This window comes from Isoptericola luteus (assembly GCF_020297055.1).
GTDB classification, from domain to species: Bacteria; Actinomycetota; Actinomycetes; order Actinomycetales; family Cellulomonadaceae; genus Isoptericola; species Isoptericola luteus.
This window is the reverse complement of sequence record NZ_JAIXCQ010000010.1, coordinates 98563-123422: the sequence shown is the minus strand read 5'-3', so window position 1 is coordinate 123422 and position 24860 is coordinate 98563. Positions and strand designations below refer to the sequence as shown.

General features: G+C 75.2%; 19 protein-coding genes. 4 read left to right on the top strand and 15 right to left on the bottom strand.

Going from position 1 to position 24860, the window contains the following annotated elements:
- Positions 1-62: 62 nt before the first annotated feature.
- A complete protein-coding gene (locus tag LEP48_RS14395) occupies positions 63-1448 on the bottom strand; it encodes an ABC transporter substrate-binding protein (protein ID WP_225566297.1) in 1386 nt (461 codons plus the stop codon).
- A gap of 237 nt (positions 1449-1685) precedes the next feature.
- Here LEP48_RS14395 and map point away from each other — a divergent pair, with 237 nt between their 5' ends.
- Positions 1686-2468 (top strand): type I methionyl aminopeptidase, encoded by a 783-nt coding sequence (gene map, locus LEP48_RS14390; RefSeq protein ID WP_225566295.1) that lies wholly within the window; start codon positions 1686-1688, stop codon positions 2466-2468.
- 124 nt (positions 2469-2592) lie between these two features.
- Here the strand turns inward: map and LEP48_RS14385 are convergent, their stop codons facing one another.
- Together LEP48_RS14385 and serS are read right to left on the bottom strand one after the other, a co-directional pair.
- Entirely contained in the window at positions 2593-3396 is an 804-nt protein-coding gene (locus tag LEP48_RS14385) for an HAD family hydrolase (RefSeq protein ID WP_225566293.1), read from the bottom strand.
- Positions 3393-4667, bottom strand: coding sequence for a serine--tRNA ligase (gene serS / locus LEP48_RS14380; protein WP_225566291.1), 1275 nt, complete (start codon positions 4665-4667; stop codon positions 3393-3395). Before serS ends, LEP48_RS14385 begins: the two co-directional genes overlap by 4 nt.
- A 165-nt stretch (positions 4668-4832) precedes the next feature.
- On the opposite strand from serS, the gene LEP48_RS14375 reads away from it, so the two are divergent.
- Together LEP48_RS14375 and LEP48_RS14370 are read left to right on the top strand one after the other, a co-directional pair.
- Complete coding sequence (locus tag LEP48_RS14375; RefSeq protein WP_225566290.1) at positions 4833-5933, top strand: diacylglycerol/lipid kinase family protein; 1101 nt, start codon at positions 4833-4835, stop codon at positions 5931-5933.
- Between the two features lie 150 nt (positions 5934-6083).
- A complete protein-coding gene (locus LEP48_RS14370) occupies positions 6084-10799 on the top strand; it encodes a hypothetical protein (RefSeq protein WP_225566288.1) in 4716 nt (1571 codons plus the stop codon).
- On the opposite strand, the gene LEP48_RS14365 is transcribed toward LEP48_RS14370, so the two are convergent.
- The 9 genes from LEP48_RS14365 to LEP48_RS14325 all read right to left on the bottom strand — a co-directional run bounded on the left by LEP48_RS14365 (position 10793) and on the right by LEP48_RS14325 (position 20231).
- Positions 10793-12346 (bottom strand): SulP family inorganic anion transporter, encoded by a 1554-nt coding sequence (locus LEP48_RS14365; protein ID WP_225566286.1) that lies wholly within the window; start codon positions 12344-12346, stop codon positions 10793-10795. The genes LEP48_RS14370 and LEP48_RS14365 overlap by 7 nt on opposite strands.
- A 92-nt stretch (positions 12347-12438) precedes the next feature.
- The gene (locus LEP48_RS14360) at positions 12439-13806 is read right to left on the bottom strand and encodes an MFS transporter (RefSeq protein ID WP_225566285.1); all 1368 of its coding nucleotides are present in this window, start codon (positions 13804-13806) and stop codon (positions 12439-12441) included.
- Positions 13803-14759: a polysaccharide deacetylase family protein gene (locus LEP48_RS14355; RefSeq protein WP_225566284.1), complete on the bottom strand. Its 957-nt coding sequence runs from the start codon at positions 14757-14759 to the stop codon at positions 13803-13805. Before LEP48_RS14355 ends, LEP48_RS14360 begins: the two co-directional genes overlap by 4 nt.
- Complete coding sequence (locus tag LEP48_RS14350) at positions 14756-15721, bottom strand: ROK family protein (RefSeq protein WP_225566283.1); 966 nt, start codon at positions 15719-15721, stop codon at positions 14756-14758. Before LEP48_RS14350 ends, LEP48_RS14355 begins: the two co-directional genes overlap by 4 nt.
- Positions 15722-15946: 225 nt before the next feature.
- Positions 15947-16834, bottom strand: coding sequence for a glycosyltransferase family 2 protein (locus LEP48_RS14345; protein WP_225566282.1), 888 nt, complete (start codon positions 16832-16834; stop codon positions 15947-15949).
- Positions 16835-17041: 207 nt separating this feature from the next.
- A complete protein-coding gene (locus LEP48_RS14340; RefSeq protein ID WP_225566281.1) occupies positions 17042-17866 on the bottom strand; it encodes a DUF5926 family protein in 825 nt (274 codons plus the stop codon).
- A gap of 66 nt (positions 17867-17932) precedes the next feature.
- The gene (locus LEP48_RS14335) at positions 17933-19201 is read right to left on the bottom strand and encodes an anhydro-N-acetylmuramic acid kinase (RefSeq protein WP_225566280.1); all 1269 of its coding nucleotides are present in this window, start codon (positions 19199-19201) and stop codon (positions 17933-17935) included.
- A gap of 14 nt (positions 19202-19215) precedes the next feature.
- Entirely contained in the window at positions 19216-19422 is a 207-nt protein-coding gene (locus LEP48_RS14330; RefSeq protein ID WP_225566279.1) for a hypothetical protein, read from the bottom strand.
- Complete coding sequence (locus LEP48_RS14325) at positions 19416-20231, bottom strand: N-acetylglucosamine kinase (RefSeq protein ID WP_225566278.1); 816 nt, start codon at positions 20229-20231, stop codon at positions 19416-19418. Before LEP48_RS14325 ends, LEP48_RS14330 begins: the two co-directional genes overlap by 7 nt.
- 105 nt (positions 20232-20336) lie before the next feature.
- On the opposite strand from LEP48_RS14325, the gene LEP48_RS14320 reads away from it, so the two are divergent.
- Positions 20337-21752 carry a CoA transferase gene (locus tag LEP48_RS14320; protein WP_225566277.1) on the top strand — a complete coding sequence of 472 codons (1416 nt, stop codon included), beginning with the start codon at positions 20337-20339 and terminating at the stop codon, positions 21750-21752.
- 43 nt (positions 21753-21795) lie between these two features.
- Here the strand turns inward: LEP48_RS14320 and LEP48_RS14315 are convergent, their stop codons facing one another.
- The 3 genes from LEP48_RS14315 to LEP48_RS14305 all read right to left on the bottom strand — a co-directional run bounded on the left by LEP48_RS14315 (position 21796) and on the right by LEP48_RS14305 (position 24828).
- Entirely contained in the window at positions 21796-22719 is a 924-nt protein-coding gene (locus tag LEP48_RS14315; RefSeq protein WP_225566276.1) for a Ppx/GppA phosphatase family protein, read from the bottom strand.
- A gap of 119 nt (positions 22720-22838) precedes the next feature.
- Complete coding sequence (locus LEP48_RS14310; protein WP_225566275.1) at positions 22839-23219, bottom strand: SHOCT domain-containing protein; 381 nt, start codon at positions 23217-23219, stop codon at positions 22839-22841.
- Positions 23220-23418: 199 nt separating this feature from the next.
- Entirely contained in the window at positions 23419-24828 is a 1410-nt protein-coding gene (locus LEP48_RS14305; protein WP_225566274.1) for a glutamyl-tRNA reductase, read from the bottom strand.
- Positions 24829-24860 lie beyond the last annotated feature (32 nt).

Sequence of the window (24860 nt, the reverse complement as noted above, 5' to 3'; positions counted from 1 at the left end):
GGGCGCGGTCCGCGCGGGCGGCCCGGGCACGAGGCCCGGGCCGCCCGCGCGGACGTGCGGTGTCACGGCCAGTTGTTCTCGACCTGCGCGGTGACCTCCTCGGCGGAGGACCCCGTCAGCCACTCGACGATGGCCCGCCAGAAGGTCCCGGCACCCACCTCGCCCGGCATGAGGTCGGAGGCGTCGAACGCGACCACGGTGTTCGGGTCGGACAGGACGCCCGCGACGTACTGGTCGAACTCGGTGGCGAGGTTCGCCGGGTCCAGCCCGTTGTTCGCGCTGACCCAGCCGCCGGCCGGCGTCGCCTTGGCCTTCTCGTTGGCCCAGTCGGCGCTCGAGAGGTAGGTCTGGAACGCCTGCACCTCGGGACGGTCCGCGAAGGCGGTGACGAACTCGCCGCCACCCAGCATCGGCTGGACGTCGGTCTGGTCGGTCGGCAGGTAGAACGCGAAGACGTCACCGGACTCGGAGACCTCGGTGCCCTCCGGCCACTGCGTCATGTAGAAGTTCGCCGCACGGTGCATCCAGCACTGCTGGTCGAGGATGCCGTTGCCGGCGTCGGTCCAGGACTTCGTGGCGATCGAGTCGACGCCGCCCAGGCCCGCGTTCACGTAGTCCGGGTTCTGCAGGATCTGCCCTGCGGCCTCCCACGCCTCGAGGATCTGCGGGTCGTCGAACGGGATCTCGTGCGTGTACCACTGCTGGTAGACGTCCGGGCCCGCGGTGCGCAGCACCATGTCCTCGATCCAGTCGGTGCCCGGCCAGCCCGTGGCGTCGCCCGACTCCACACCGGCGCACCAGACCTGGCCGCCCGTGTCCTGGTGGATCTTCTCGGTGAGGTCCATCAGCGCGGTCCACGTGGTCGGGACCTCGTAGCCCGCGTCGGAGAACATCGACGGCGAGTACCAGACGAACGACTTGGCGTTGGCGCCCAGCGGTGCGGCGTAGAAGGTGCCGTCGACCGTGCCGTAGCCCTTCCACGTCTCGTTGAAGAACTCGTCGACGTTGGCCGCGACCTGCGTCGGCGCCGGCTTGATGGCGTCCGGGAAGTCGCTGGCGATCGTGTTGAGCAGGCCCGGCTGCGGCAGGTAGGCGATGTCCGGCGCGTTGCCCGCCTGGAGGCGGACGAGGAGCTGCGCCTCGAACTCGCGCGACGCCTCGTAGTTGACGGTGACGCCCGTGCACTCCTCGAAGGCGTCGTAGGACGCCTGCTGGGTGGCACCCTCCGGGTCGACGATCGAGGTGTAGACGTCGACCTCCTTGCCGTCGATGTCACCGAACTCCTCGTACGGCGCGCAGTCGATCATGCCGCCGGCCGACGTGGTCTCGTCGGCGGCGCCCCCCTCACCGTCCGGGTCGCTGCAGGCGGCGAGGACGAGCGCAAGACCCGCCCCGCCGGCTGCGACCGCCATCATGCGGCGTCGTGCTGTCGTCGTTCGTCTGGTCATGGCCAAACCCCTCCACTGCTCTGTGGTCCGTCGATACGGGCTGTTGCCGGGCTGATCCTCAATCACCCCTGACCTCGGATCTTGCCCCTGTCCTGAGTCGACCGCACCTCTGGCCCTCGGTGCAAGTTCCCGCAACACGTTTCATGGTCACGACTCGGTGACGATCCGTGACACCCTGGTGCCAGAAACCGTCTCGTCCGTGATCCGCCACGCGACGCACCACCTGGAAGGACCGTCATGATCGAGCTGAGGAGCCCGCGAGAGATCGAGCAGATGCGCCCCGCGGGCCGCTTCGTCGCGGAGGTGCTCACCGAGGTGCGTGCCGCTGCGGCCGTCGGGGTCAACCTGCTCGAGCTGGACGCCGTCGCCCACGCGATGATCAAGGACCGCGGCGCGGAGTCCTGCTACATCGACTACCACCCGTCGTTCGGCGCGATGCCGTTCGGCAAGGTGATCTGCACGTCGGTCAACGACGCCGTGCTGCACGGCCTGCCGCACGACTACGCGCTGCGCGACGGCGACCTGCTGAGCATCGACTTCGCCGCGTCGGTGGACGGCTGGGTGTCCGACTCGGCCGTGTCGTTCGTCGTCGGCGGCTCGGCGACCCCGCAGCGCGCCGCCGCGGACTCCAAGCTCATCGAGACCACCGAGATCGCGCTCGAGGCGGGCATCGCCGCCGCCCGCCCCGGCAAGAAGGTCGGCGACATCTCCGCCGCCATCGCGAAGGTCGCGCACGCCGCCGGCTACTCGATCAACACCGACTTCGGTGGGCACGGCGTCGGCCGCACCATGCACGGCGACCCGCACGTGCCCAACAACGGGCGCGCCGGGCGCGGATTCCCGCTGAAGCCCGGGCTCGTCATCGCCATCGAGCCGTGGTTCCTCGAGACCACCGACGAGATCTACACCGACCCCGACGGCTGGACCCTGCGGTCCGCCGACGGGTCCCGCGGCGCGCACAGCGAGCACACCATCGCCATCACCGACGACGGCCCGCTGGTCCTCACGGCCCGTCGCTGAGCGCACCTCGCCGAGATAGAGAGGCTCCCAGCCGAGATAGAGAGGGCGGACCGCGACGTACGGAGTACGCGCGGGAGCCTCTCTATCTCGGCGGGGAGCCTCTCTATCTCGGCGGGGAGCCTCTCTATCTCGGCAGCAGGGAGCGCAGGACGGCGGCGGCGCCGTCCTCGTCGATCGTGCCGGTGACCTCGTCGGCCGCGGCACGCACGACCTCGTCCGCGTGCCCCATCGCGACGCCGCGGCCGGCCCAGCGGAGCATGTCGACGTCGTTGCGCCCGTCACCGACGGCGACCGTCGCGGCCGGGTCCACGCCGAGCTGCTCGCGCAGCCGCTCGAGCCCCGACGCCTTGGTGACGCCCCTCGGAGCGACGTCCATCCACGCCGTCCAGCCGACGGCGTACGTGACGTCGACCAGCCCGATGCGCGCGGCCATCTCGCTGAACTCCTCCGGGGTGCGCTCCGGGTCACGGATGATGACGCGCGTCACCTCGCGGGCCCAGAGCTGCTCGAAGTCGACGACCTGGTGCTCGCCCTCGAGCTCGCCGTCGGGCAGCAGCGCGTTCATGCGGAACCCGACGCCGACGTCCTCGACCGCGAAACGGGCGTCGGGCAGCTCGGTGCGCAGCAGGCGCAGCGCGGGCGCCGGGTCGAAGGTGACGACCTGGTCCAGCTCCCAGCCCCGCTCCGCCGCCGGGTCCAGCCGCACGGTCACCGCACCGTTGGAGCACACCATCCACCCGGTCGTGATGCCGAGCAGCTCGGCGACCGGCGTCATCGCCACGAGCGACCTGCCCGAGGCCAGGACCACGTGGTGGCCCGCCTCGAGGACCGCCGCCACGGCGTCGTGCACCGCCGCCGACATGCCGCCGTCGTACCCGATCAGCGTGCCGTCGATGTCGAGGGCGACGAGGCGTCGCTGCGCGCTCACCTGACGGGCTCGAGCACCTCGAGGCCGCCCAGGTAGGGGCGCAGCCCCGCCGGGACGCGCACCGACCCGTCGGCCTGCTGGTGATTCTCCAGGAGGGCGACGATCCAGCGGGTGGTGCCGAGGGTGCCGTTGAGCGTGGCGACGGGGCGGGTCGAGCCGTCCTCGGTGCGCTCGCGCACACCCAGGCGGCGGGCCTGGAACGTGGTGCAGTTCGACGTCGAGGTCAGCTCGAGGTAGCGCTCCTGCGTGGGCAGCCAGGCCTCGCAGTCGAACTTGCGGGCGGCGCTGCTCCCGAGGTCGCCCGCGGCCGTGTCGATGACCCGGTACGGCAGCTCGACCTTGGCGAGCATGGCCTCCTCCCACGCGAGCAGGCGCTGGTGCTCGGCCGCGGCGTCCTCGGGGGCGCAGTAGCTGAACATCTCCACCTTGTGGAACTGGTGGACGCGGATGATGCCGCGCACGTCCTTGCCGTGCGAGCCCGCCTCGCGGCGGTAGCAGGCGCTCCAGCCGGCGTACCGCCGGGGGCCGGCCGACAGGTCGATGATCTCGTCCGCGTGGTAGCCCGCGAGCGCCACCTCGGAGGTGCCGACCAGGTACAGGTCGTCCTTCTCGAGCCGGTAGACCTCGTCGGCGTGCGCACCGAGGAACCCGGTGCCCCGCATGGTCTCCGGCTTGACGAGGGTGGGCGTGATCATCGGCGTGAAGCCCTCGGTCACGGCCTGGTCCATCGCGGCGTTGAGGAGCGCGAGCTCGAGCCGCGCGCCGATGCCGGTGAGGTAGTAGAACCGCGAGCCGGAGACCTTCGCCCCACGGGCGGTGTCGATGGCGCCCAGGCGCTCGCCGAGGTCCAGGTGGTCGCGCGGGGTGAAACCCTCGGCCGCGAAGTCGCGCGGGGTGCCGCCCTCGTGGCGCAGCACGACGAAGTCGGCCTCGCCCCCGGGAGGCGCTCCCTCGACGACGTTGGGGATCGCGTAGAGCAGCTCGTCGAGCTCCTTCTCCGCGCCCTGGGCCTCGGCCTGGCGGGCCTTGACCTGCTCGGCGAGGTGCTTGGTGCGGGTCAGGAGCTCGGCCTTCTCCTCGCCCTGGGCCTTCGCGACCTGCTTGCCCATCGCCTTCTGCTCGGCGCGCAGCGACTCGAACTCCGTGAGCGAGGAGCGACGGCGTGCGTCGGCGTCGAGGGCCGAGTCCACGAGGGTGGGGTCGTCGCCGCGGGCCTGCTGGCTGGCGCGGACGGCATCGGGGTCGTCGCGCAGAAGTCGAAGGTCGATCACGCCCGCCAGCCTAACGGTCGGCCCGGCCGGGCCGCCGCGGGAATTCTGAGTGCCGCGCCGGACGACGCCCGGGACGCGCGCGGCAGACCGCCTGTGACCCACGCCGACCACGCCGGACGGGCGGACCGTCTCGCGAGACCGCCCCCGACCTCGTAGGTTGCCCTCATGCCGGGTGAACTCGTGGTGGGGATCGTCGCGCTGGGTGTGGCCCTCGTCGCGCTGACGGTGACGCTCGTGCTGTGGTCGCGCTCCCGGTCGCGCGGCCGTGCCCCCGGCCGGGACGGCGCCGGCGGTGCAGAGGACGACGCAGCGCACGGCCCGCGCATCGCCGTCGTCATCAATCCCTCGAAGGAGGGCGCCGCCGACGTCCAGGAGACCGCGGAGCGCGTGTGCGCCGAGGCGGCCCTGCCCCGCCCGCGGTTCTACTCCACGACCGTGGACGACCCGGGCACCGGCCAGGCCCGCCAGGCCGTGGCCGACGGCGCCGAGGTGGTGGTCGCCGCCGGTGGGGACGGCACGGTCCGCGCCGTCGCGGAGGCCCTGACCGGCACCGGGACGCCCATGGGCCTGATCCCCGTGGGCACCGGCAACCTCCTGGCCCGCAACCTCGACATCCCGCTGACGTCGGTGACCGAGGCGCTGACGATCGTGCTCGGCGGCAAGGACCGCGCCATCGACGTGGGCCGGGCCAGGATCACGGAGTTCGCCCCGGACGTCGAGCAGCCCGACGAGCCCGACGCCGCGCACATCTTCCTCGTCATCGCGGGCCTGGGGTTCGACGCGGCGATGGTCGCCGACGCGGACGACCAGCTCAAGGCCAGGGTGGGGTGGATCGCCTACTTCTTCGCGGGCGCCCGGCACCTGCACGGGCGGCGGATGCACGCGTCGATCCGGCTCGACGACGGCGAGGAGGTCTCGGCGCGGCTGCGCAGCATCATGGTGGGCAACTGCGGGCGGCTGCCCGGCGGGATCACCCTGCTGCCCGACGCGATCATCGACGACGGCGAGCTGGACGTCGCCGCCATCGACACCCGCGGCGGGCTCGCGGGCTGGGCCCAGCTGCTCGGCGAGGTCGTCGCGCAAGGCCTCGGGGTCCGCAACGACCTGCCGGGCAAGATCGGGCGCATCGACCACATCCGGGCCCGCCACGTCGTCATCCGCGTGCCCGAGGGCGAGCAGGCCCAGGTCGACGGCGACCCGCTCGGCCGGGCGGTCGAGCTCGTGACGTGGGTCGAGCCGGGGGCGCTCGTGGTGCGGACGGCCTGAGGCCGCGACGCCCGACGCCGAGGCTCGCGGCACCCGTGCACGGCGCAGACGCAGGCGTCCGGCGCACAAGACGGGCCGATCACGTGAACGTCGGTGCTCAGGGCCGCCACCACCCGGGCTCCCGGGGCACGCCCGCATAGGCTGGCCCGCGTGATCAGCCCTGCCCGCACCCCCGCGACCGCCGTGGCCGCGCGATCCATGGCCGCGCGATCCCGGGCCACGACGTCCCGGGTGCTCGCGGCGGCGGCCGCGGTGCTGATCCTCCTCGTGCTGGTGGTCGGCGGCGCGGGCCGCGCGGCCGCCGCGCCCCAGGACGAGCCCGCCCCCGACACCCCGCTGGTGCTCGCGGGCGTCTCCGGCCTGCAGTGGTCGGACGTCGACGCCGTCCGCACGCCGAACCTCTGGCGGCTCATGGGCGGCGGGTCTGTCGCGTCGATCGCCGTGCGCACCCTCATCCCGACCTGCCCGCTCGACGCCTGGCTCAGCATGTCCGCCGGCGGCAAGGTGGCGGCGACGACGGCCGAGCCGCTCGACGAGGACACGACCGAGGCGAGCGACGACGACACGTTCGCCGCAGGCTGCCCCGACGTCCCCGTCCCCGGCACCACGGACGGACCGGTCGAGGCCGTGCGCGTGCCCGGCTGGGCGGACCTGGCCGTCGAGGACCCCGTGCTCCCGCCCACCTCGGTGCCCGGCGCGATCGGCGAGCTCGCCGACGTCGCGGGCGCGTGCACCACCGCCGTCGGGCCGGGCGCCGCCGTCGCGGTCGCCGACGACACGGGGGACGTCGCGCGCTACCTCTCGAGCGCCGACCAGCTCACCGCCGACCTGGTGGCCGGCTGCGCGGTGACGGTCGTCGACCTCGGCGTGCTGCCCGACGCGGCCGGTGACCGCACCACCGCCGTCGAGGACCTCGACGAACGGGTCGGCCGGCTCGCCGGTCTGCTGCCCGGCGGGGGGCGGCTCGTCGTCGCCGGGATCTCCGACACGCCGCTCGGCCCCGCGGACCTTCAGGTCGTCGTGGACTGGACCGCCCCCGGCGGGTCGGCCCGGTGGCTGAGCTCGACGTCGTCGCGCTGGCCCGGCGTCGTCGTCCTCGCCGACCTCAGCGCGACCGTCGCCGACACCCTCACCGGTGGGGCGCTCTCCGGCACGGCTCCCCCGGCCCCCGACGACCTCGAGACCGAGAAGACGGGCGAGGACCCGCTCGCCGAGGCCCTGACCCCGTTCACGGGCTCCCCCCTGGAGCGTGGCGACGAACGCCGGATCCCCGTCTCGAGGACGGTCGAGAACCGGCAGTACCTCGGCGTGCTCACGGACACGGTGCCCCGGCTCTCGCCGCTGCTGCTGGGGCTCGTCGCCACCGCCGACATCGTGGTGATCGGCTCCCTCCTGCTCGCGCGGCGACGCAGCCGGGACCGCGCGACGCCGCGCACGCCGGCCGCGCTGCGCATCGCCGTCGCCGTGCTCGCCGTGGCGGCCAGCCTGCCCGTGGCCGCCTCCCTCGCGACGCTCTCGCGGTGGTGGGCGTCCGCCGTGCCGACCACGACCCTGAACCTGTCGCTCGCCGCGGCGGCCCTCGGCGCCACCCTGGTCGCCTGGGTCGCGCGACGCGCGCTTCCGCCGTCGCCCTGGCGGCTCGCGACGACGCTCGCCGGGGTGACCTGGCTGGTCGTCACGCTCGACGGCCTCACCGGGACCACGCTCCAGCAGGGCTCGCTCCTGGGCCCGGCGCCCTCGCTCGGCGCCCGCTTCTACGGCTTCTCGAACACCGTCTTCGCGGTCTACGCCGTGACCGGCATCGTGCTCGCCGCGGGGCTCGCTGCCGCGGTGCGGGCCCGCGGCGGCAGCACCAGGGTCGCCGCCTGCACGGCAGGAGCCGTGGGCGTCGTGACCGTGGCCGTCGACGGCCTTCCGGCGTTCGGCGCGGACTTCGGCGGCATCCTGGCCCTCGTGCCCGGGTTCGCGGTGCTCGTGCTCGCCGTCGCGCACGTGCGGCTGACGCTGCGCCGCATCGTGCTGGTCGGCGCGCTGACCGTCGGCGTCGTGGTCGTGGTCGCGGTGGCCGACTGGCTGCTCCCGGGCGTCGGCAGCCACCTCGGCGGCTTCGTCCAGTCCGTCGTCGACGGGCGGGCGCTCGGCGTCGTCGCCGGCAAGGCCGCCGGGGCGTGGGCGACGATCGCCAACCCCGCCGGCGCCGCCGCCCTGCTCGTCTGCGCCGTGGCGGCCTGGGCGCTGCTCGACCCCGCCCGCGCCCGGCTGGACGCCGTCGTCCGCGCGTACCGTCGCGACCCGCTGCTGCGCCAGACCGTCGTGGCCCTCCTCGTCACCGCCGCGGTGGGCACGCTGCTCAACGACTCCGGCGTGGCCGTCGCGTCGCTCATGCTCGCCGTCGCAGTGCCGGTGCTGCTGGCCGGGCGGCTGACGCACACCCTCGACGAGGCCCACCGCCACGCCGCCGCCCCGGGCCGGTCCGCCCGCCGCCGGCGCGCATCGGCGCCGCCGCTGTCCCGGATGCCCGCCGTGGTGGTGGGCGTGTGCGCCGGGCTGCTCGTCGCGCTGCTCGTCGGGGCCACGGCCCTGCCCGGCTCCGCGCTCGCCCAGGCGGGCGACATCACGGACGGCGACGGCGCCCCCGTCGTGGACGCCGAGCATCCCCTGGTGATCATCGGCACCGGGGGCCTGCGCTGGCAGGACGTGAGCCCCACGGCCACGCCCACCCTCTGGAACGCGCTGCGCGACGGCGCCAGCGGTGCCGGGGTGACCCCCGCCGTCGGGGGCGCCTCCGCCACGTGCCCCGCCGCCGGCTGGCTCGGGATCTCGTCAGGCCGCGCGCCCGTCACCGGCGAGGTCGTGGACGGCACCTGGTCCTGCGCGGCGTGGGAGGTCACCGCCTCGACCGACGGTGCGCCCGCCGGCACCACGACCGACGGCGCGGCCGTCGTCGAGGGCTGGGACGAGCTCGCCGCCCTGCAGTCCGCCTCCGAGTTCCGCCCGAACCTCGGTGTGCTGGGCCAGACCCTCACCGACGGCGGCGTGTGCGCGACCGCCGTCGCCCCGGGCGCGGCGCTCGCGCTCGCCGGGCGGGACGGCACGGTGCCGCGCTACCGGGACCTGGACGCGGCGCTGGCTGACCCGGCGGACGCGTTCTCGTGCCCCGTGACCGTCGTCGACGCCGGATCCGCGCCGTACCACCCCGACCCGGGGTCGTCCTCGGGCACGCTCCCCGTGCCTGCCGACGTGACGTCGGGCGGCGAGGAGCGCGACCAGGCGGTGCGGGCCGTCGACGCCACCGTGCGCTCCGTCCTGGCCGCCGCCCCCGCCGACGCGGCCGTGCTGCTCCTCGACGTCGGCAACCCCGCGCCGACGCGCGCCTCGCTCGGCGTGGGGATCGCCGACCCCGACGCCGACGACGCGCCCGCCTACCTCAGCTCGGGCGCGACCCACTGGCTCGGCGTGGTGCGGCTGCTGGACGTGCCCACGACCCTCGTGACCGCGTTCGGGCTGTCGCAGCCGCCGGACTTCACCGGGTCTCCGCTGGTGCTCGCCGACGAGCGGCCCGGCGGCACCGGCGCGACGGTGCGAGAGCTCGCGCTGATCTCCGAGCGCGACCACATGCTGCGCGTCACCACCGGCACGGTGACGATGCTGCCCGTCTACGTCGGCCTGCTCGCGTTCGGCCTGGTCGTCCTGGTGCTGCCCCGCCTGCGGCGGCGCTTCGAGGGCGCCGGCAGCGTGCTCGCACGCACGCTCGACGGGCTGCTGCTGGCGTGCGCGTCGGTACCCGCCGCCGCGTTCCTCATGTCCGCGTGGGGCTGGTGGCGCCTCAGCGACCCCGTGACCGCCCTCTGGGCGACCCTGGGCGCGAGCACGCTGCTCGTGGCACTCGTGGGCGCGCTGGCCCCGCGGCGGCCCGTCTGGGCCGGGGCGACGGTGGTCGCGACCCTGACGTTCGTCGTGCTGACGCTGGACGCCGTGCTCGGCACGCCCCTGCACCGTGCGAGCCCGCTGGGCTCCGCCCCCACGCTCGGCGGGCGCTACTACGGGTTCGGCAACCCGACCTACTCCATCTACGCCACCGTCGCGATCATCGCCGCCGCCGGCCTGGCCACCGCCGTGCTGCGCCGCTGGGGACGCGTCCCGGCGGCGGTCGTCGCGTCGACGGTCGGGCTCGTCACCCTGCTCGTGAGCGTCTGGCCGTCGTTCGGGGCGGACGTCGGCGGCGGCCTGGTGCTGGTGCCCGTCTTCGTGGTGCTCGTGCTGGGCGTGCTCGGCGCGCGCGTCACCTGGCGCCGGCTCCTGCTGGCGGGCGGCGCCGGCGTCGCCCTGGTCGCCGTCATCGGCGTGCTCGACTGGCTGCGCCCGGCCGCCCAGCGCACCCACCTGGGCGCGTTCGTGCAGTCGGTGATCGACGGTGGCGCCGTCGAGACGATCCTGCGCAAGGCCGGGTACGCCCTGCGCTCGCTGGGCGGCGGGCTGCCGGCCTGGCTCGCGCTCGCGGTCCTCCTCGGCATCGTCCTCGCCCTGTGGGGCGGCCGCCGGCTGCGCGCCGCCTGGCTGGTGCGCGCCGAGGCGGAGTGGCCGCTGCTGCGTCCCGTGCTGGTCAGCCTGCTGCTCGCCGGCGTCGGCGGTGCGGTCGCCAACGACTACGGCATCCGCGTGGTGACGATCATGCTGTGCGCCGGCGTGCCGCTGCTCGGCCTGCTGGTGCTCCGCACCGACCTGCCCGCCGACGACGCCGTGGAGCCGTCCGGGGATCCCTCGCAGGCGCCCGCCGGGGGCACCGGAGGCACCGAGGGCACCGGGGGCACTGGCAGCGCGGAACCACCCCCGGGCTCACCGAAGGACGCGCCCGCCCCTCAGTGACCGGCGCCGAGGTGCCCGGCCAGCCGCTCGAGGCGGGCGGCGCTGTCGGCGTTCAGCCCGCGGAACGTCACGGTCTTGCCGCGCGCCGCGAACTTCTGCTGGACGGCGTCGAGCGCGGCCACGGTCGAGGCGTCCCACACGTGCGCGTCGGACATGTCGATCACCACCCGGCGCGGGTCGCCCGCGTAGTCGAACTGGTAGACGAGGTCGTTCGACGACGCGAAGAACAGCTCGCCCGCCACCGCGTACACCCGCTCGCCGTCGTCGTCCGACGCGTCCAGCCGGGTGACCGACGTCAGGTGCGAGACCCGCTGGGCGAACAGCACCGCCGCGACCAGCACGCCGACGACGACCCCGATCGCCAGGTTGTTGGTGGCGACCGTGACGACGACCGTCGACAGCATGACCGCCGTCTCCGAGCGGGGCATGCGGCGCAGCGTCGAAGGCCGGACCGAGTGCCAGTCGAACGTGCCCACGGACACCATGACCATCACCGCGACGAGCGCCGCCATCGGGATGATCGCCACCACGTCGCCCAGCCCGACCACGAGGACCAGCAGGAACACGCCGGCGAGGAAGGTCGAGAGCCGCGTGCGGGCACCCGAGACCTTCACGTTGATCATCGTCTGGCCGATCATGGCGCAACCGCCCATGCCGCCGAAGAACCCGGTGACGACGTTGGCCACGCCCTGCCCCCAGGACTCCCGGGTCTTGTTCGAGTGGGTGTCCGTGATGTCGTCGACCAGCTTGGCCGTGAGCAGGGACTCGATGAGGCCCACGAGCGCCATCCCCAGCGCGTACGGGGCGATGATCCCCAGCGTCTCGAGGTTCAGCGGCACGTCGGGGACGAACAGCGAGGGCAGCGACTCCGGCAGCGCGCCCTCGTCGCCCACGGTCGGCACCGCGATCGCCACGGCGACGGCGACGACCGTGAGCAGGACGATCGCCACGAGCGGCGCCGGGACCACGCGCGTCAGGCGGGGGAAGAACACCATGATCGCGATGCCCGCCGCGACCATCGGGTACACCGCGAACGGCACGCCCAGCAGGTGCGGCACCTGGGAGCTGAAGATGAGGATCGCCAGCGCGTTGACGAACCCGACCATCACCGACCGCGGGATGAACCGCATGAGCCGCGCGACGCCGAGGACGCCGAGGAGCACCTGGATCAGCCCGCCGAGGATGACGGTGGCCACGAGGTAGTCCAGCCCGTGCTCCCGCACGACGGGCGCGACGACGAGCGCGACCGCCCCCGTCGCGGCGGAGATCATCGCGGGGCGCCCGCCGACGAACGAGATCGTCACCGCCATCGTGAACGCCGCGAAGAGCCCGATGCGCGGGTCGACGCCCGCGATGATCGAGAAGGCGATCGCCTCGGGGATCAGCGCCAGACCGACGACCAGGCCGGCCAGGACCTCCGTACGCAGGGTGCGGAGCGACGTGAAAGCCGCCCGGAACGAGCCCGTGGACGTGGCCTCGGGGGCGCCCGCCACGGGCAGCGGTTCAGGTGCGGGGTCAGGCAGTGAGGCGCGCAGGTCCTGCGGCATGGGGATTCCTTCGGGCGGACGGCGTGAGCGGGGGTTCGGGGACGTCCCCGCAAGGAATTGTCCCCGATCCCGCGCTCACGCCACGACCGCGCTCAGGGGGCGGCCGGTGCCTCGACAGGTTCGGGCACCGGCGACGACGCGCGCAGCGGGTAGAACCAGAAGCACACGAACGCCCCCGCGGCCAGGAGCACGGGCACGCCGCCGAGCAGCAGCCGGACGCCGGTCGCCACCTCGGGCACCTGCCCGGCCGCGCCCTCGACGTACCCGCTCGCGGCGAGCACCGCCGCCAGCACCACGGCCTGCACCACCACGGAACCGCGCACCACGAAGCCGTTCGCGCCGAAGTACATGCCCTCGCGACGCAGGCCGGTCCGGGTCTCGTCGTCGTCGATGACCTGGGCGAGGGCGACCTCGAGCACCTGCATCAGCCCGGCCACGCCGAGGCCCACCGCGAGCCCGGCCAGCGCGGCCCCGCCCACCGTCGTCGGGATCAGGTACAGGCAGGTCGCCAGGCCGTAGACCACGACGACGGCGAGCATCGCCGTCCGCGGACCGACCCGGCGCACCACCCACGACCACCCCACGATGGCGGGGATCGCGGCCACGAAGATCGGGGCGAGCAGCAGCGTCGCGTCGGCGTCCGAACCGCCCACCGTGTACCGCACGTAGAACGGCACCGCGGCGAGCAGGATCGCCGTGGTGCTCTGCAGCAGCAGCGAGCCCAGCACGTACGTGACGAACGCCCGGTTCGCGAACGTGTACCGCAGCTGGTCGCGCAGGCCGACGGCCGCCTCCCGCTCGCGCACCACCGCCTCGTCGACGGGCCGCTCGACCATGCCCACGACCGACCAGCAGAAGAAGCCCAGGCTCACAACGGCCAGGACCAGGCCCATCACGGCCCAGCCCACGGAGTCGTACAGCAGCGGCGCGCCCGCGGTGCCCAGGATCATGCCCACCAGGCCGAACAGCTGCCGCGGCGAGTTGCCGCGTGCCCGCTCCGCCGTCGTGCGGAAGATCTCCGGGAACAGCGCGGAGGCGTTGAGCACCACCGCGACGTACGCGACGTCGTAGATCGCGACCACCACGAGGAACCAGACGACCAGCCCGGACGGCTCCAGCGGCGGCGGCATCCACACCAGCGCGAACGCCGCGACCAGCGGGACCACGCCCAGCCCGATCCACGGCAGGCGCCGGCCCCACCGGGTGCGGCGCCGGTCGGACGCGGCACCCACCAGGGGGTTGAGCAGCGCGTTGAGGATGCCGTGCGCGATCATCGCGCCCGCGACCCAGCCCGCCGGCACGCCCAGCCGGTCGACGTAGAAGTACACGACGAACGCCGAGAACGTCTGCAGCAGCAGGTTCGCCGGGAACGCGGACGCCCCGTACGCGATGGTCTGGGCGCGGGTGGGCGCCCCCTCCAGACGACGATCGCGCACCCGCGCCACGAGCGGGAGGCTCACCGCTCCCCCCGCTGCACGGCGCGCAGGTCGCGCCACGCGACGCGCACCAGCCCCTCGGCGGCGATCGTCGCGGCGACGTCCGGGTCCGCGAGCAGCCTGGCCTCGTACCCGCGCTTGGGTGCGGCGAAGTCGACGGCGTCGGTCAGCTCGTCGCCGGGGACCATGGGGTGCAGGAAGATCTCCGTGACGCCCGGGCCCACGGCCCGCAGCAGGTCGAGGAAGCCCGCCTTGACGTCCTCGTACGACTCCACGTCGTCGGTCCCCTCGCCGGCCAGCGCGAACGGGTGCGTCCACAGCCGGTCGACGATGACCACGCCGAGCTCGTCGGCCGCCGCCGTCGCGGTGTCCAGCACCTGCTGGGCGTTCGAGCCGCCCGGGTCGACGCCCGTGTCCTCGAGCCGCTCGAGCGAGCGCGGGAGCCGGAACGGCAGCCCGCGCTCGGCCGCGAGCCGCAGCACCGGGCCGAGGAACGACCGGCCCGTCGCCAACCCGTAGACCGAACCCATGTGGTTGTCGAGGTGGCTCACGTCCACGCCGGCGGCCAGCGCGGCGTCCAGCTGGGCCGTGAGCTCCGCCGCGACGTCCGCCTCCGTGGCCTGCGTCTCGACGTCGACCACCTGGGTGGGGAAGTAGCCGGCGGCGTCGACGAGCGACGTGCCCGCCCCGGTCAACGGTCGCCACCGGTAGCTGGTCCACTCGCTGGTGAGCACGAGGTGCACGCCCACGTCCACGGCGGGGTTCCCCGCCGCGAAGGCGAGGGCCTCCGGCGCCCACGCGCACGGCACCATGAGCGTCGCCGAGTCCAGGTGACCGGCCTCCAGCAGCGGCACCACCCCCCGGTTCGCCGCGCGGCACATGCCGAAGTCGTCGGCGTTGAGGATGATCGCGCGCGCCCCCGGTTCCAGGCCGAGGCGCGCGGTCAGGTCCGACGGCGCGCCGTGCGCGGCCGTCATCGCAGCACCTCGCTCACCGCACAGGCCGCGCCGAGCACGACGGCGTCCGACCCGAGGGTCGACGCCTCGACCCGTACCGGCAGGACGGCGATCTGGTCCCGCAGGTACGACGTCACCCGGTCGTGGACGCCCGGGCGGGCGGCCTGGTCGCCGAGCACGAACAGCGCCGGGTCGAGCACCAGGGTCATGGTCGCGATCATGACGCCGGTGCGGCGCGCGACCTCCTCGGCGACCTCTCCCGCGGACCTGTCCCCCGCCTCGTCGCGGTCGAGCACCTCGCGCAGCGAAAGATTCTCTGGCAGCCCGTGCTCCTTCGCCAGCGCCGCGAGCGCCACGTCGCCCAGCACCTGCGTGCCGAGCGCCCGGCCCGGCTGCGGGACGAACGCCACCTCGCCTGCCATCCCGGCCGCACCGCGGTGCAGCCGCCCGTCGAGCACGATCCCGGCCCCGAAGCCCTCGCCGAGCAGGACGGAGACGAACGACGACCGGCCCACCGCGGCGCCGAGCTGGTGCTCGGCGATCGCCGCCAGGTTGGCGTCGTTCTCGATGTCGACGGGGCACCCGAGGGCGTCGGAGAGCGCGTCCCGCAGCGCCGTCCCCCCCTTCTCGAAGCCCGGCACGCGGTACACCGACGCCTGGTCGGGCGCGACGACGGACGGGAACGCGGCCACGGCGTGCCGGATCCGCACGCCCTTGCCCGCACCCAGCCGGGCCTCCACGTCCTCGCTGCACGAGTGCGCGAGGACCGCGGCGGCGCGGGCACGGGCCGCGGGCGTGCGCTGCACGTCGCGCCGCTCGGCCCGGGCACGCACCTTCCCCGTCCCGTCGACGAGCGCGACCCGCACCCGGTCGCGAGCGACCTCCAGGCCCAGCCCGAACTGCTCGCCCGGGGCCCCGTCGGCGCGGGTGCCGGGCGGGGCTGCCGGGTCGTGGGCGGGGGTCGTGGCTGAAGACGTGTCCATCAAGCCTCCGTCGAGCGATAGGACGCGGGTGCGCGCAGGTCGCGGCGACCTCGCCGGGGCCTGAGCGTATCCACCGAGCGCGGAGGATGTCGACGTGGGCACCCGTCCGCGACGGCGGCCGTGGCAGGAGGCCCGGTGGGAGGCCTGGTGGGAGGCCTGGTGGGAGGCCTGGTAGGAGGCCTGGTAGGAGGCCTGGTGGGAGCCCGCTCCGGGCGCTCCGGCGGCCTAGTGGGAGGCGCGGTCCTTGCCCATGCCGCGCACCGCGTCGACGGTGCCGCGCAGACGACGCGCGTTGACCGCCAGGAGCACGTCGCGGTACTGGGTGGCGCGGTGCACCTGGCCCTTGAGGTCGTTCGACGACGCCCGGTGCCGCAGGTCGCACGGCACCTCGACGGCGACGTACCCGCGGCGCAGGAGGTCGATGGTCATGCCCGTCTCGACGCCCCAGCCGTGCGCGAGCGGCGTGGCCGCCTCGAACGCCTCACGGGTGAGGCAGCGCATCCCGGACAGCGGCTGCGTCGGCGACCACCCGGTGAGGTGCTGGATCGCACGCCGGGCGGTGCCCACCACGATGCCGCGCCCGCCGGCCCCGGGCTGGGGCGGCAGCAGCGCGATGGCGACGTCCGCGACGCCCTCGCGGACCGGCCCCACGAGCGGCGCCGTGTTCACGGCGCTGTCGCCGAGGTCGCCGTCGATGAAGAGCAGGAGACGCGGGGCGCGGCCGTCGGCGTCGCGCATCGCGACCACCGCCGCGCCGGTCTCCATCGCGGCCGCCTTGCCGCGGTTGTGCGAGTGCCGCACGACGACGGCACCGGCGTCGCGGGCCACGTGCTGGGTCTCGTCCGTGGAGCCGTCGTCGACCACGAGCACCAGGTCCACGTGCGGGATGGCGCGCGCGGCCCGGACCGTCGACGCGATGCGGTCGGCCTCGTCCTTGGCGGGGATGATCACCGCCACCCGCTGCGGGTTGCGACGGTTGTGCCCGACCGGCGGTCGCGGCGTCTTGGCCACCGGGAGCGCACCTGTCCGCGGTGCCACCCCCGCGCCAGCGCCGTCCCCGTTGCCGGACGTCGTTTCAGCACCCATGGAGATGGCGCCCTGGTCCGTGTTCACGACTCCCTGCCCGTTGCCCTCATGACGTGTGTACCGCCAGCGATTCTTGGCCCAATCCTCGGCCTTCGCATGTGCGGGGTTTTCCCCGAACGACTGTACTCCGTAGTCGTCTCCGCGTCTGGTCAAGAAACGGTGTCGCTCGGGATGAAGAGTGAAGATCTCGGGGTCGCCACCGGCACAGCGCCGCAGAGACCACCGTCGAGCGGATCAGCGCAGCGTCACCTGCCGCGAGACGATGCCCGCCCGGGCGCGGCGCTCGTTCGCGTCGAGCGGGGCGTCGAGCGCGATCGCCTCGTCCAGACGCGCCGCGAGGACGGCCACGGGCTCCTCGATGTCGGACGCCTCCGTGCCGCGGGGCAGCTCCCACACGGGCACCACCAGGCCGCACGCGCGGAACATGCCGAGGAACTTGCCGTCCGCGAGCCCTGCCTCGCGGCGGGCCTGCAGGCGGGCGATCCCGTCGACCACGCGGTCCTCGTCCTCCGTGCGCGCCCAGCGCACGAACTCCTTGGACATCCGGCACCAGTACACCGACGGGGCCGCGGCCAGCTTGACCGTCGGGATCGTCGACTCCGCCGCCTCGTCGAGCGACTCACGGATCTCGTCGGTGGTCTCGGCGTCCGCGTCGAGCCAGTAGTTGTAACCGTCGTGCACGGTGACCTCGAACGGCACCTCGAGGTCGAGCACGTCCTGCAGACGCGCCTCGCCGACCTCGACCTCGTCCGCGAACACCCCCGTGCCCGGCTCGGCCTCGATCGCCGCGAGCAGCAGCGCCGCGAGGTCACGGCTCAGGTCGTCGGACCCCGACGCGCCCTGCAGGGCGAGCAGCACCGTGCCGTCCTGGCGGTGCAGTGCGCCCCAGCCCCCGGGCAGCACCGTCGTGACCACGACGTCACGTGCCCCCTGGTCAGCCGTGGTGCGAGCGGTCGCCGTCGCCGACGGCACGATCTCACGCAGCGCGACCCAGTCCGCCTCCCCGGGGAGACCCTCGAACGGGCGCAGCACGACGTCGGACGGAGAAGTCTTGGCCATGGCGTGGATCCTAGCCGTTCGCGGGACCGCGCGGCGGTCCACCTCGCCCCGCGGGCGGGACCGGCGTCAGACCTCCACGCGCAGCGCGGACGGGAGCGCGTCGAGCGGCGACGCGAGCCGCAGCGGGCCAGCCCCCGGCGTGATCCGGCCGGCCACCGTGGGGTGGTCGGCGCCCGTGACGCCGGGCAGCGTCGCCGGGAGCCCGTGCCAGGTGAGCCACCCGACCAGCGCCATGAGGCACGCCTCCTTGGCGCCCTCCGGCAGGCCGATCCGGTCCGTCGTCCCGAGCGGCACGTCGCCCAGCTCGCGCCGCAGCGCCGCCATGAGCTCGGGGTTGCGGGTGCCGCCCCCCGACGCCAGCACCGACCGCACGTCCTGCGCACGGCACTGGTCGGCCACCGTCCGTGCCGTGAGCGCCACGAGCGTGGCGACGACGTCGTGCGGGTCCGCCTCCACGGTCGCAGCCCCCGCAGCCGTGGCGCCCGCAGCGCCCGCGGCCGCATAGGCGGCGAGGTGCGCGTCGAGGTACGCCCCGGAGAACAGCTCCTTGCCGGTCGACCTGGGCGCCGGCCGCGCGTAGTACGGCTCGGCCAGCAGGGCGTCGAGCAGGCCGGGCAGCACCCGTCCACGGGCCGCGAGCGCCCCACCCGTGTCGTAGTGCTGCGCGCCGCCCGTGATCCGCCGCGCCATGACGTCGATCAGGGCGTTGGCCGGGCCGGTGTCGTAGGCGACCGTGCCGCGACCCGGCCCCACCACCGTGAGGTTCGCGATGCCGCCCAGGTTGAGGGCCGCCGTCGTCTCGGTGACGCCGGCCAGGAGCAGGTGGTCGAGGATCCCCACCAGCGGCGCACCCTGGCCGCCCGCGGCCACGTCCCGCGAGCGCACGTCCGACAGCACCGGGACGCCCGTGCGTTCCGCGATCCACGCCGGCTGGCCCAGCTGCAGCGTGCCCGTGACCCGGCCGCCGTCGACGTCGTGCCGCACCGTCTGGCCGTGCGAGACGACGAGCTCCGCGGGCGCGCCCGTCTGCTCCAGGACGTGCGCGACCGCGTCGGCGCAGAACCGGCCCAGGCGCGCGTCGACCCCGCTGACCAGTGCGAGCGGCACGTCGTGGGGCTCGAGCAGTCGCAGCAGGTCCCGCGTCAGGTCCGCCGGGAACGCCAGCTCGCGGTGGTCGAGGAGCCGCAGCACGAGCTCGTCCCCGCCCTCGGGCCCGCCGCCCGTTGCGGGGTCGCCCGCCGACCGGCCGCCCGTTGCGGGGCCACCCGCCGACCAGCCGCGCAGCGTGAGGTCGACGACCGCGACGTCGAGCCCGTCCGCCGACGTACCCGTCATCAGCCCGACGACGATCACCCCGGCGTCCCCGGTGCCCCGGGAGCCACCTGCGCCGCCGACGACCCCGGGCCGGGCGGGCCGGGCGGGCCGGCCGCCAGGTGCGGCAGGTCCGGCCGGGTCGCCAGGAGATGCCCGCCCGCGAGCGCGTCGCCGTCCGGCTCCTGCCGGACCGCACCCGGCAGGCGGGCGCCCAGCGCACGGTCGAACAGGTCGGTCAGCACCGGTCCGGCCCCGAAGAGCCCACCGGTGACCGCGACGGACGGGGCGGCGCCGAGGCCGGCGCGGCGCGCCGCCACCGCGACGGAGGCGCCAGGTCCTGCGCGGCCCGCCCGCAGATCCCGAGCGCGACGGCGTCGCCCGACCGGGCGCCGTCGAACACGTCCCGGGCGAACGACGCCACGACCCGCGCGGGGTTGTCGGCGCCGTGCACGAGCCGGGGCACCCCGCGCGCGTCTCCCCAGCGCGCGGTGAGCCTGGCGTGCAGGTCCGCGGAGCCGCCCTCCGCGGACCGCCCGTCGTCCTGGCGCAGCGCGGCGTCCAGGCCGGCGCGCCCGATCGCGTACCCGCTCCCCGCGTCCCCGAGCAGGTAGCCCCAGCCGTCCACGAGGTGCAGCACGCCGTCGGCCCCCAGGCCGACCGCGCTCACGCCCGTCCCCGCGGCGAGCACCACGCCGGGCTGCCCGGAGAGCGCGCCCGCGTGGGACGTCACGGCGTCGCTCGTGACCACGACGCGCGCCCCCGGGAGCCCGGCGGCCAGTCCCGCGCGGACCTCGTCGGCGCGGTCCGGCGCGCTGAGCAGGCCCGCGAGACCGGCGACGACCACGTCCGGCGTCCCCGCGCCGCCCGGGGCGGCGGCCAGGTCCTGCCAGACGGCCGCCAGGCAACGCACCGCCGCCTGCGCGCCGCCGTCGTCGGCGAGCCCGGACGGGCCCGGCCCGTCGGCCTCGTGGACGCGTGCGCCGTCGCGCCAGAGCGCACCGCGGCAGCCGGTCTTCCCGACGTCGAACGTCACGACGGTCACGAGCGTCATGATGGCACGCGCGTGCACGCCCGGTGACGTCAGGAACTCTTCGCTTCCCCGGCCGGGAGACGAAGAGATCGTCACGTCGGCGGCGCACGGGCGTAGCGTCGGACGATGGACCCGTGGCGCACCCTGGTGTCGGACTACGAGGCGGGCCTCGGCGACGTCGTGACGCATCCCTCGACCCCGCCCCCGCCCGACGGCGTGCGCGACGCCTGGCTCGCGGCGACCCTGCCCGTGCTCGACCTCGCGCTCGGCTCCGTGGCGGCCCTGTGCGCCGCCGCCGGCCGTGCCGGCGCCACCGGCCCGCTGACGACCCGGGGACCCGACCCGGCGCGGGTGGCCGCGGCGTTCGGCTCCGACCGGCTGCTGCTCCTGGACGGCCGGGCCGTGGAGGGGTTCGCCTCGCTGTCGGGGTTCTTCCCCGCTGCCGACGGCTGGGTCCGCACGCACGCGAACTACCCGCACCACCGGGCACGGCTGCTGCACCTGCTCGGTCTGACCGACGGCGCCGGCCGGGACGACGTCGCTGCACGCGTCGCGCAGGTGCCCGGTGCCCGGCTCGAGGACGACGCCGCCGCGGCGGGCGCCGTCGTCGTGCGGGTGCGCGACGAGCAGGAGTGGCGCGCGTCCGCGCCGGCCGCCGCCCTGCGCGGTGCGCCGCTGGTGCGGGTCGTCGCGCGCGAGGACGGGGTCGCCGCCGGGGCACCGGGCGCCGGGAGCCCGCGTACCGGCAGGCCGCGTACCGGCAGGCCGCGTACCGGCAGGCCGCGGAGCGTCGGGGCCGACCCGGGCGCGGTGCTCGCCGGGGTCCGCGTCCTGGACCTCACGCGCGTCGTCGCCGGCCCGGTGGCCACGCGGGCCCTGGCCCAGCTGGGTGCCGACGTGCTCCGGGTGGACCCGCCGGTGCCCGCCGAGATCCGCTGGCAGCACCTCGACACCGGGCAGGGCAAGCGGAGCGCGCTGCTCGACCTGCACGAGCCGGGCGACCACGAGCGCGCCCAGGCGCTGCTCGACGAGGCGGACGTGCTCGTCACCGGCTACCGGCCGGGCGCGCTGGACCGGTTCGGGCTGCGGGTCCCGCCCGGGGCCGTGCACGCACGGGTGAGCGCCTGGGGCGACGACGGTCCGTTGGCGCACCGTCGGGGTTTCGACTCGATCGTCCAGGCGGCGTCGGGCATCGCCCTGGTCGAGTCGCAAGACGGCGCCGCCCCGGGGGCGCTGCCCGCCCAGGCCCTGGACCACGCCACCGGCTACCTGCTCGCCGCCGCCGTCGTCGACGCCCTCGCCGCCCGGGAACGCGACGGGCTGGGCCGCGAGGTGAGCGCGGCGCTCGCGCGCACGGGCGCGTGGCTGCTCGACGTCGGCGAGCGCGACCGTGCGCACCCGCCCGCCCGCCGGCCGGCGTCGGACGCCACCAGCAGCCACGGGCACCGGCCGCGCGTCACGACGGCGCTCCCCGCCCTGCCGGGCGCCGACGACCACCGCGCCCCAGCCCACCCGTGGGGCACCGACCACGCCACCTGGTGACCATGCCCATCCTGCGCGCCGGACAGGGCGACGTCGGGGCGCGTCAGAGGTGGTCGAGGCGCTGCAGGATGGCGCCCTCGCGCAGCGCCCACGGGCAGATCTCGACCTCGTCCACGCCGAGCGCACGCATCGTCTCGGTGGCGACGACGCCGCCGGCGACGATCTGGAAGGTCCGCTCCGGGGTGATGCCGGGCAGGGCGGTGCGGCCCTCGGCAGGGATCTTCGCCAGCCGCGGCACCCAGTCCGCGAGGTCGCGGCGCCGCAGCCGCCAGGAGTCGCCCGGACCGACGGTGTCGACGCGCGACCCGGCCAGGCGTGCGAGCGAACGGAACGTCTTCGACGTCGCGACGACGTGGTCCGGCGACGGGAGCGCCGCAAGCTGTCGCGCCACGGGCTCCAGCGCCGCGCGCAAGAGCCCGCGCAGGGCCTCGACCCGCTCGGGCCCGGGCGGGTCGTCGGGCAGGTGCTCCACCGTCGCCCGGCCGGCGCCCCACGGCAGGGACAGCGCGAGGTCGGGCTCCTCGTCCACCCCGGAGCAGATCTCCAGCGACCCACCGCCGATGTCGAGCACGAGCAGCCGGCCCGCACCCCAGCCGTACCAGCGCCGGGCGGCCAGGAACGTCAGCCGCGCCTCGTCCGTGCCGGAGAGCACCTCGATCGGCACCCCCGCCCGCTCGGACAGGGTCGCGAGGACCTCCGGCCCGTTCGTCGCCTCCCGCAGCGCCGACGTCGCCAGGGCCATCGTCTCGTCGGTGGCGTGCTCCCGACCCGCCGACGCCGCCGTCCGCACCGCCGCGTCGAGCGCGGCCACCCCCTCGTCGGACACGGAGCCGTCGGGCTGGAGGTACCGCATGAGGCGCACGGTCGTCTTGACCGACGCCTGGGGGACGGGGCGGGCACCCGGCCGGGCGTCCATGACGAGCAGGTGCACCGTGTTGGAACCGATGTCGATCACGCCGAGCCGCATCGTGCCTCCGTGGGTCGGTGCCGAGCGTACGTGGGCAGGTGAGGACGGCGCCCTCCCCCGCGGGGGAGGGCGCCGTCGTCGGCCCGGGTCATGAACCTCCGGTCAGCGCCGGCGCCCCGTCACGCCAGGGCCTTGGACTTGAGCCGCTCGAACTCCTCCGGGGTGATCGCACCCGAGTCCAGGAGTCCCTTGGCCGAGGCGATCTGGTCGGCGGGCGAGGCCTGCTGCGCCACCGACTGGATGTACGCCTCGGTGTCCGCCTTCGCCGACCTCACCGCGGAGACCTGTCGTTCCGCCATCCCGCGGCCGCGGGCGATGAGGTAGACCAGGGCCGTCAGCATCGGCAGGAAGATCAGGAAGATCACCCACACCGCCTTCCACCAGCCCGAGAGCTCCCTGTCCCGGAACAGGTCCGTGAGGATCTGGAACAGCACCATGAGGTAGGCGATGAAGAGGAAGATCCAGACGAGGTACCAGATGTAATCCCAGAAGCTGTCCATCTCGGTGGCGCCCTTCCGTTGCGTCGGATCGCGGCGGGCACCCGGCCCCTGAGACGCGAGACGCTGACCGGATCGCCGCGATTCGCACGCTAGTGCGGGAAAGCACGGTCCGCGCGGCGAAAGCGGCTGATGCGCGGATACGACCGCCGAACCGGACGTTCCGACCGGCTCGGCCAGGTCACGGCCCCGCGCCGGGACGTCAGCGCGCGGAGGGTTCCCCGGCGCCGCAGGTGAGGGCCTCCGCGCCCGCGACGACGGCCGCCTCGTGAGCGCGGGCACGGGCGAGCGCCTGCGCCCGCACCGCCACGATCCGCTCATGCAGCGCGGAGTGCACGCGCCGCCGCACGTCGCGCGCGATGGCGTCGAGGTCGGACTCGTCGACCTCCTCGCCCCGCGACTCGAGCTCGGCCGTCAGCTGCGCGGTCGCGGCGTCGATCTCCGCGCGGACCCGCACCTCGGCCTCGTCGAGCAGGGCCACGACCGCGGCGTCCGCGGCACGGCCCAGCCGGCTCTCCTCGAAGGCCTCGACCGCGTCGGCCACGATCTGCCGCGCGGCCGTGACGACGCCGCTCGCGGCCGCCGGGGCGTTCGCCTTGAGGGTGCCCAGGTCGTAGAGCAGCACGCCCTCGACGTCGGCGACCCGCGGGTCGACGTCGCGGTGCAGCGCCAGGTCGAGCACGACCAGCGGCCGCTCCGGCTCCCGCCGCCCCGAGCCCGTGGAGGGGTCGCCCGCCGTCGCCGCCGCGCGCTCGCGCGAGCGCACCACCGCGGCGGCGTCGAGCACGTACTCCAGCGACGCCTCGGGCTGCACGTCGCTGCCGGCCGCGGCCCGGCCCCGGCCGCGCGCGCCGGAGCAGGACACCACGAGGTCGGCGTCGGCCAGCGCGGTCACGAGGTCGGCGGCGGCCTCGACGTCGTGCGACGCGGCGAACGCCTCGGCGCGGCCGGACTGCGAGTAGACGCGCACGTCGGTGCAGCCGCGCGACCGCAGCGCCGCGACGGACGCCCCGGCGTACGAGCCGGTCCCGATGAGGACGACGGTCGTGTCGTGCCACGGCGGCGCGGCGAGGTCGCGCTCCGCCAGGTCCAGGCCGAGCGAGACGACGGAGCGGCCCGCGGCGCCGAGCGCCGTGCGGGTGCCCACCTGCTTGGAGGTCCGCGACGCGGTCTGGAACAGCAGCTCGAGGGTCTTGGACGTGGTCCGGTCGGTGCGCGCCTCTGCGAGGGAGCGCTTGACCTGGCCGGCGATCTCCCGCTCGCCCACCACCATCGAGTCCAGCCCGGAGGCGACGGAGAACAGGTGCTCGGTCACCTCGGTGCCGGTGCGCACGGTGAACGACGCGGCCGCGACGCGCGGTGAGACCCCGGAGGCGGCGGCCACGAGCTCGGCGACGTGCCCGGTCGCGTGCCGGACGCCGGTGCCGTCCAGGGGCGCCTCGACGTCCAGGTACAGCTCGAACCGGTTGCACGTGGAGATCACCACGGCGCCCCGCACGGGCTCGCACCCGCCGACGACGGCGCTGCCCACGGACGCCGAGCCGGTGGACAGGCGCTCGAGGGCGTCGAGGTCCAGCTCGCGGTGGGATGCGGTGAGAGAGAGGAGAGCCACAGTGCTCCAACTTTAAGAGAGGGGAAGGCTGG

Bases quoted from the DNA above. Each gene is read 5' to 3' on its own strand.
- LEP48_RS14355 (WP_225566284.1), bottom strand. From the start codon at position 14,759: ATGACGGCCGCGCACGGCGCGCCGTCGGACCTGACCGCGCGCCTCGGC.
- LEP48_RS14335 (WP_225566280.1), bottom strand. From the start codon at position 19,201: ATGACGGGTACGTCGGCGGACGGGCTCGACGTCGCGGTCGTCGACCTC.
- LEP48_RS14395 (WP_225566297.1), bottom strand. From the start codon at position 1,448: ATGACCAGACGAACGACGACAGCACGACGCCGCATGATGGCGGTCGCA.
- map (WP_225566295.1), top strand. From the start codon at position 1,686: ATGATCGAGCTGAGGAGCCCGCGAGAGATCGAGCAGATGCGCCCCGCG.
- LEP48_RS14320 (WP_225566277.1), top strand. From the start codon at position 20,337: ATGGACCCGTGGCGCACCCTGGTGTCGGACTACGAGGCGGGCCTCGGC.
- LEP48_RS14310 (WP_225566275.1), bottom strand. From the start codon at position 23,219: ATGGACAGCTTCTGGGATTACATCTGGTACCTCGTCTGGATCTTCCTC.
- LEP48_RS14375 (WP_225566290.1), top strand. From the start codon at position 4,833: ATGCCGGGTGAACTCGTGGTGGGGATCGTCGCGCTGGGTGTGGCCCTC.
- LEP48_RS14315 (WP_225566276.1), bottom strand. From the start codon at position 22,719: ATGCGGCTCGGCGTGATCGACATCGGTTCCAACACGGTGCACCTGCTC.
- LEP48_RS14325 (WP_225566278.1), bottom strand. From the start codon at position 20,231: ATGACGCTCGTGACCGTCGTGACGTTCGACGTCGGGAAGACCGGCTGC.
- LEP48_RS14350 (WP_225566283.1), bottom strand. From the start codon at position 15,721: ATGGACACGTCTTCAGCCACGACCCCCGCCCACGACCCGGCAGCCCCG.
- LEP48_RS14340 (WP_225566281.1), bottom strand. From the start codon at position 17,866: ATGGCCAAGACTTCTCCGTCCGACGTCGTGCTGCGCCCGTTCGAGGGT.
- LEP48_RS14365 (WP_225566286.1), bottom strand. From the start codon at position 12,346: ATGCCGCAGGACCTGCGCGCCTCACTGCCTGACCCCGCACCTGAACCG.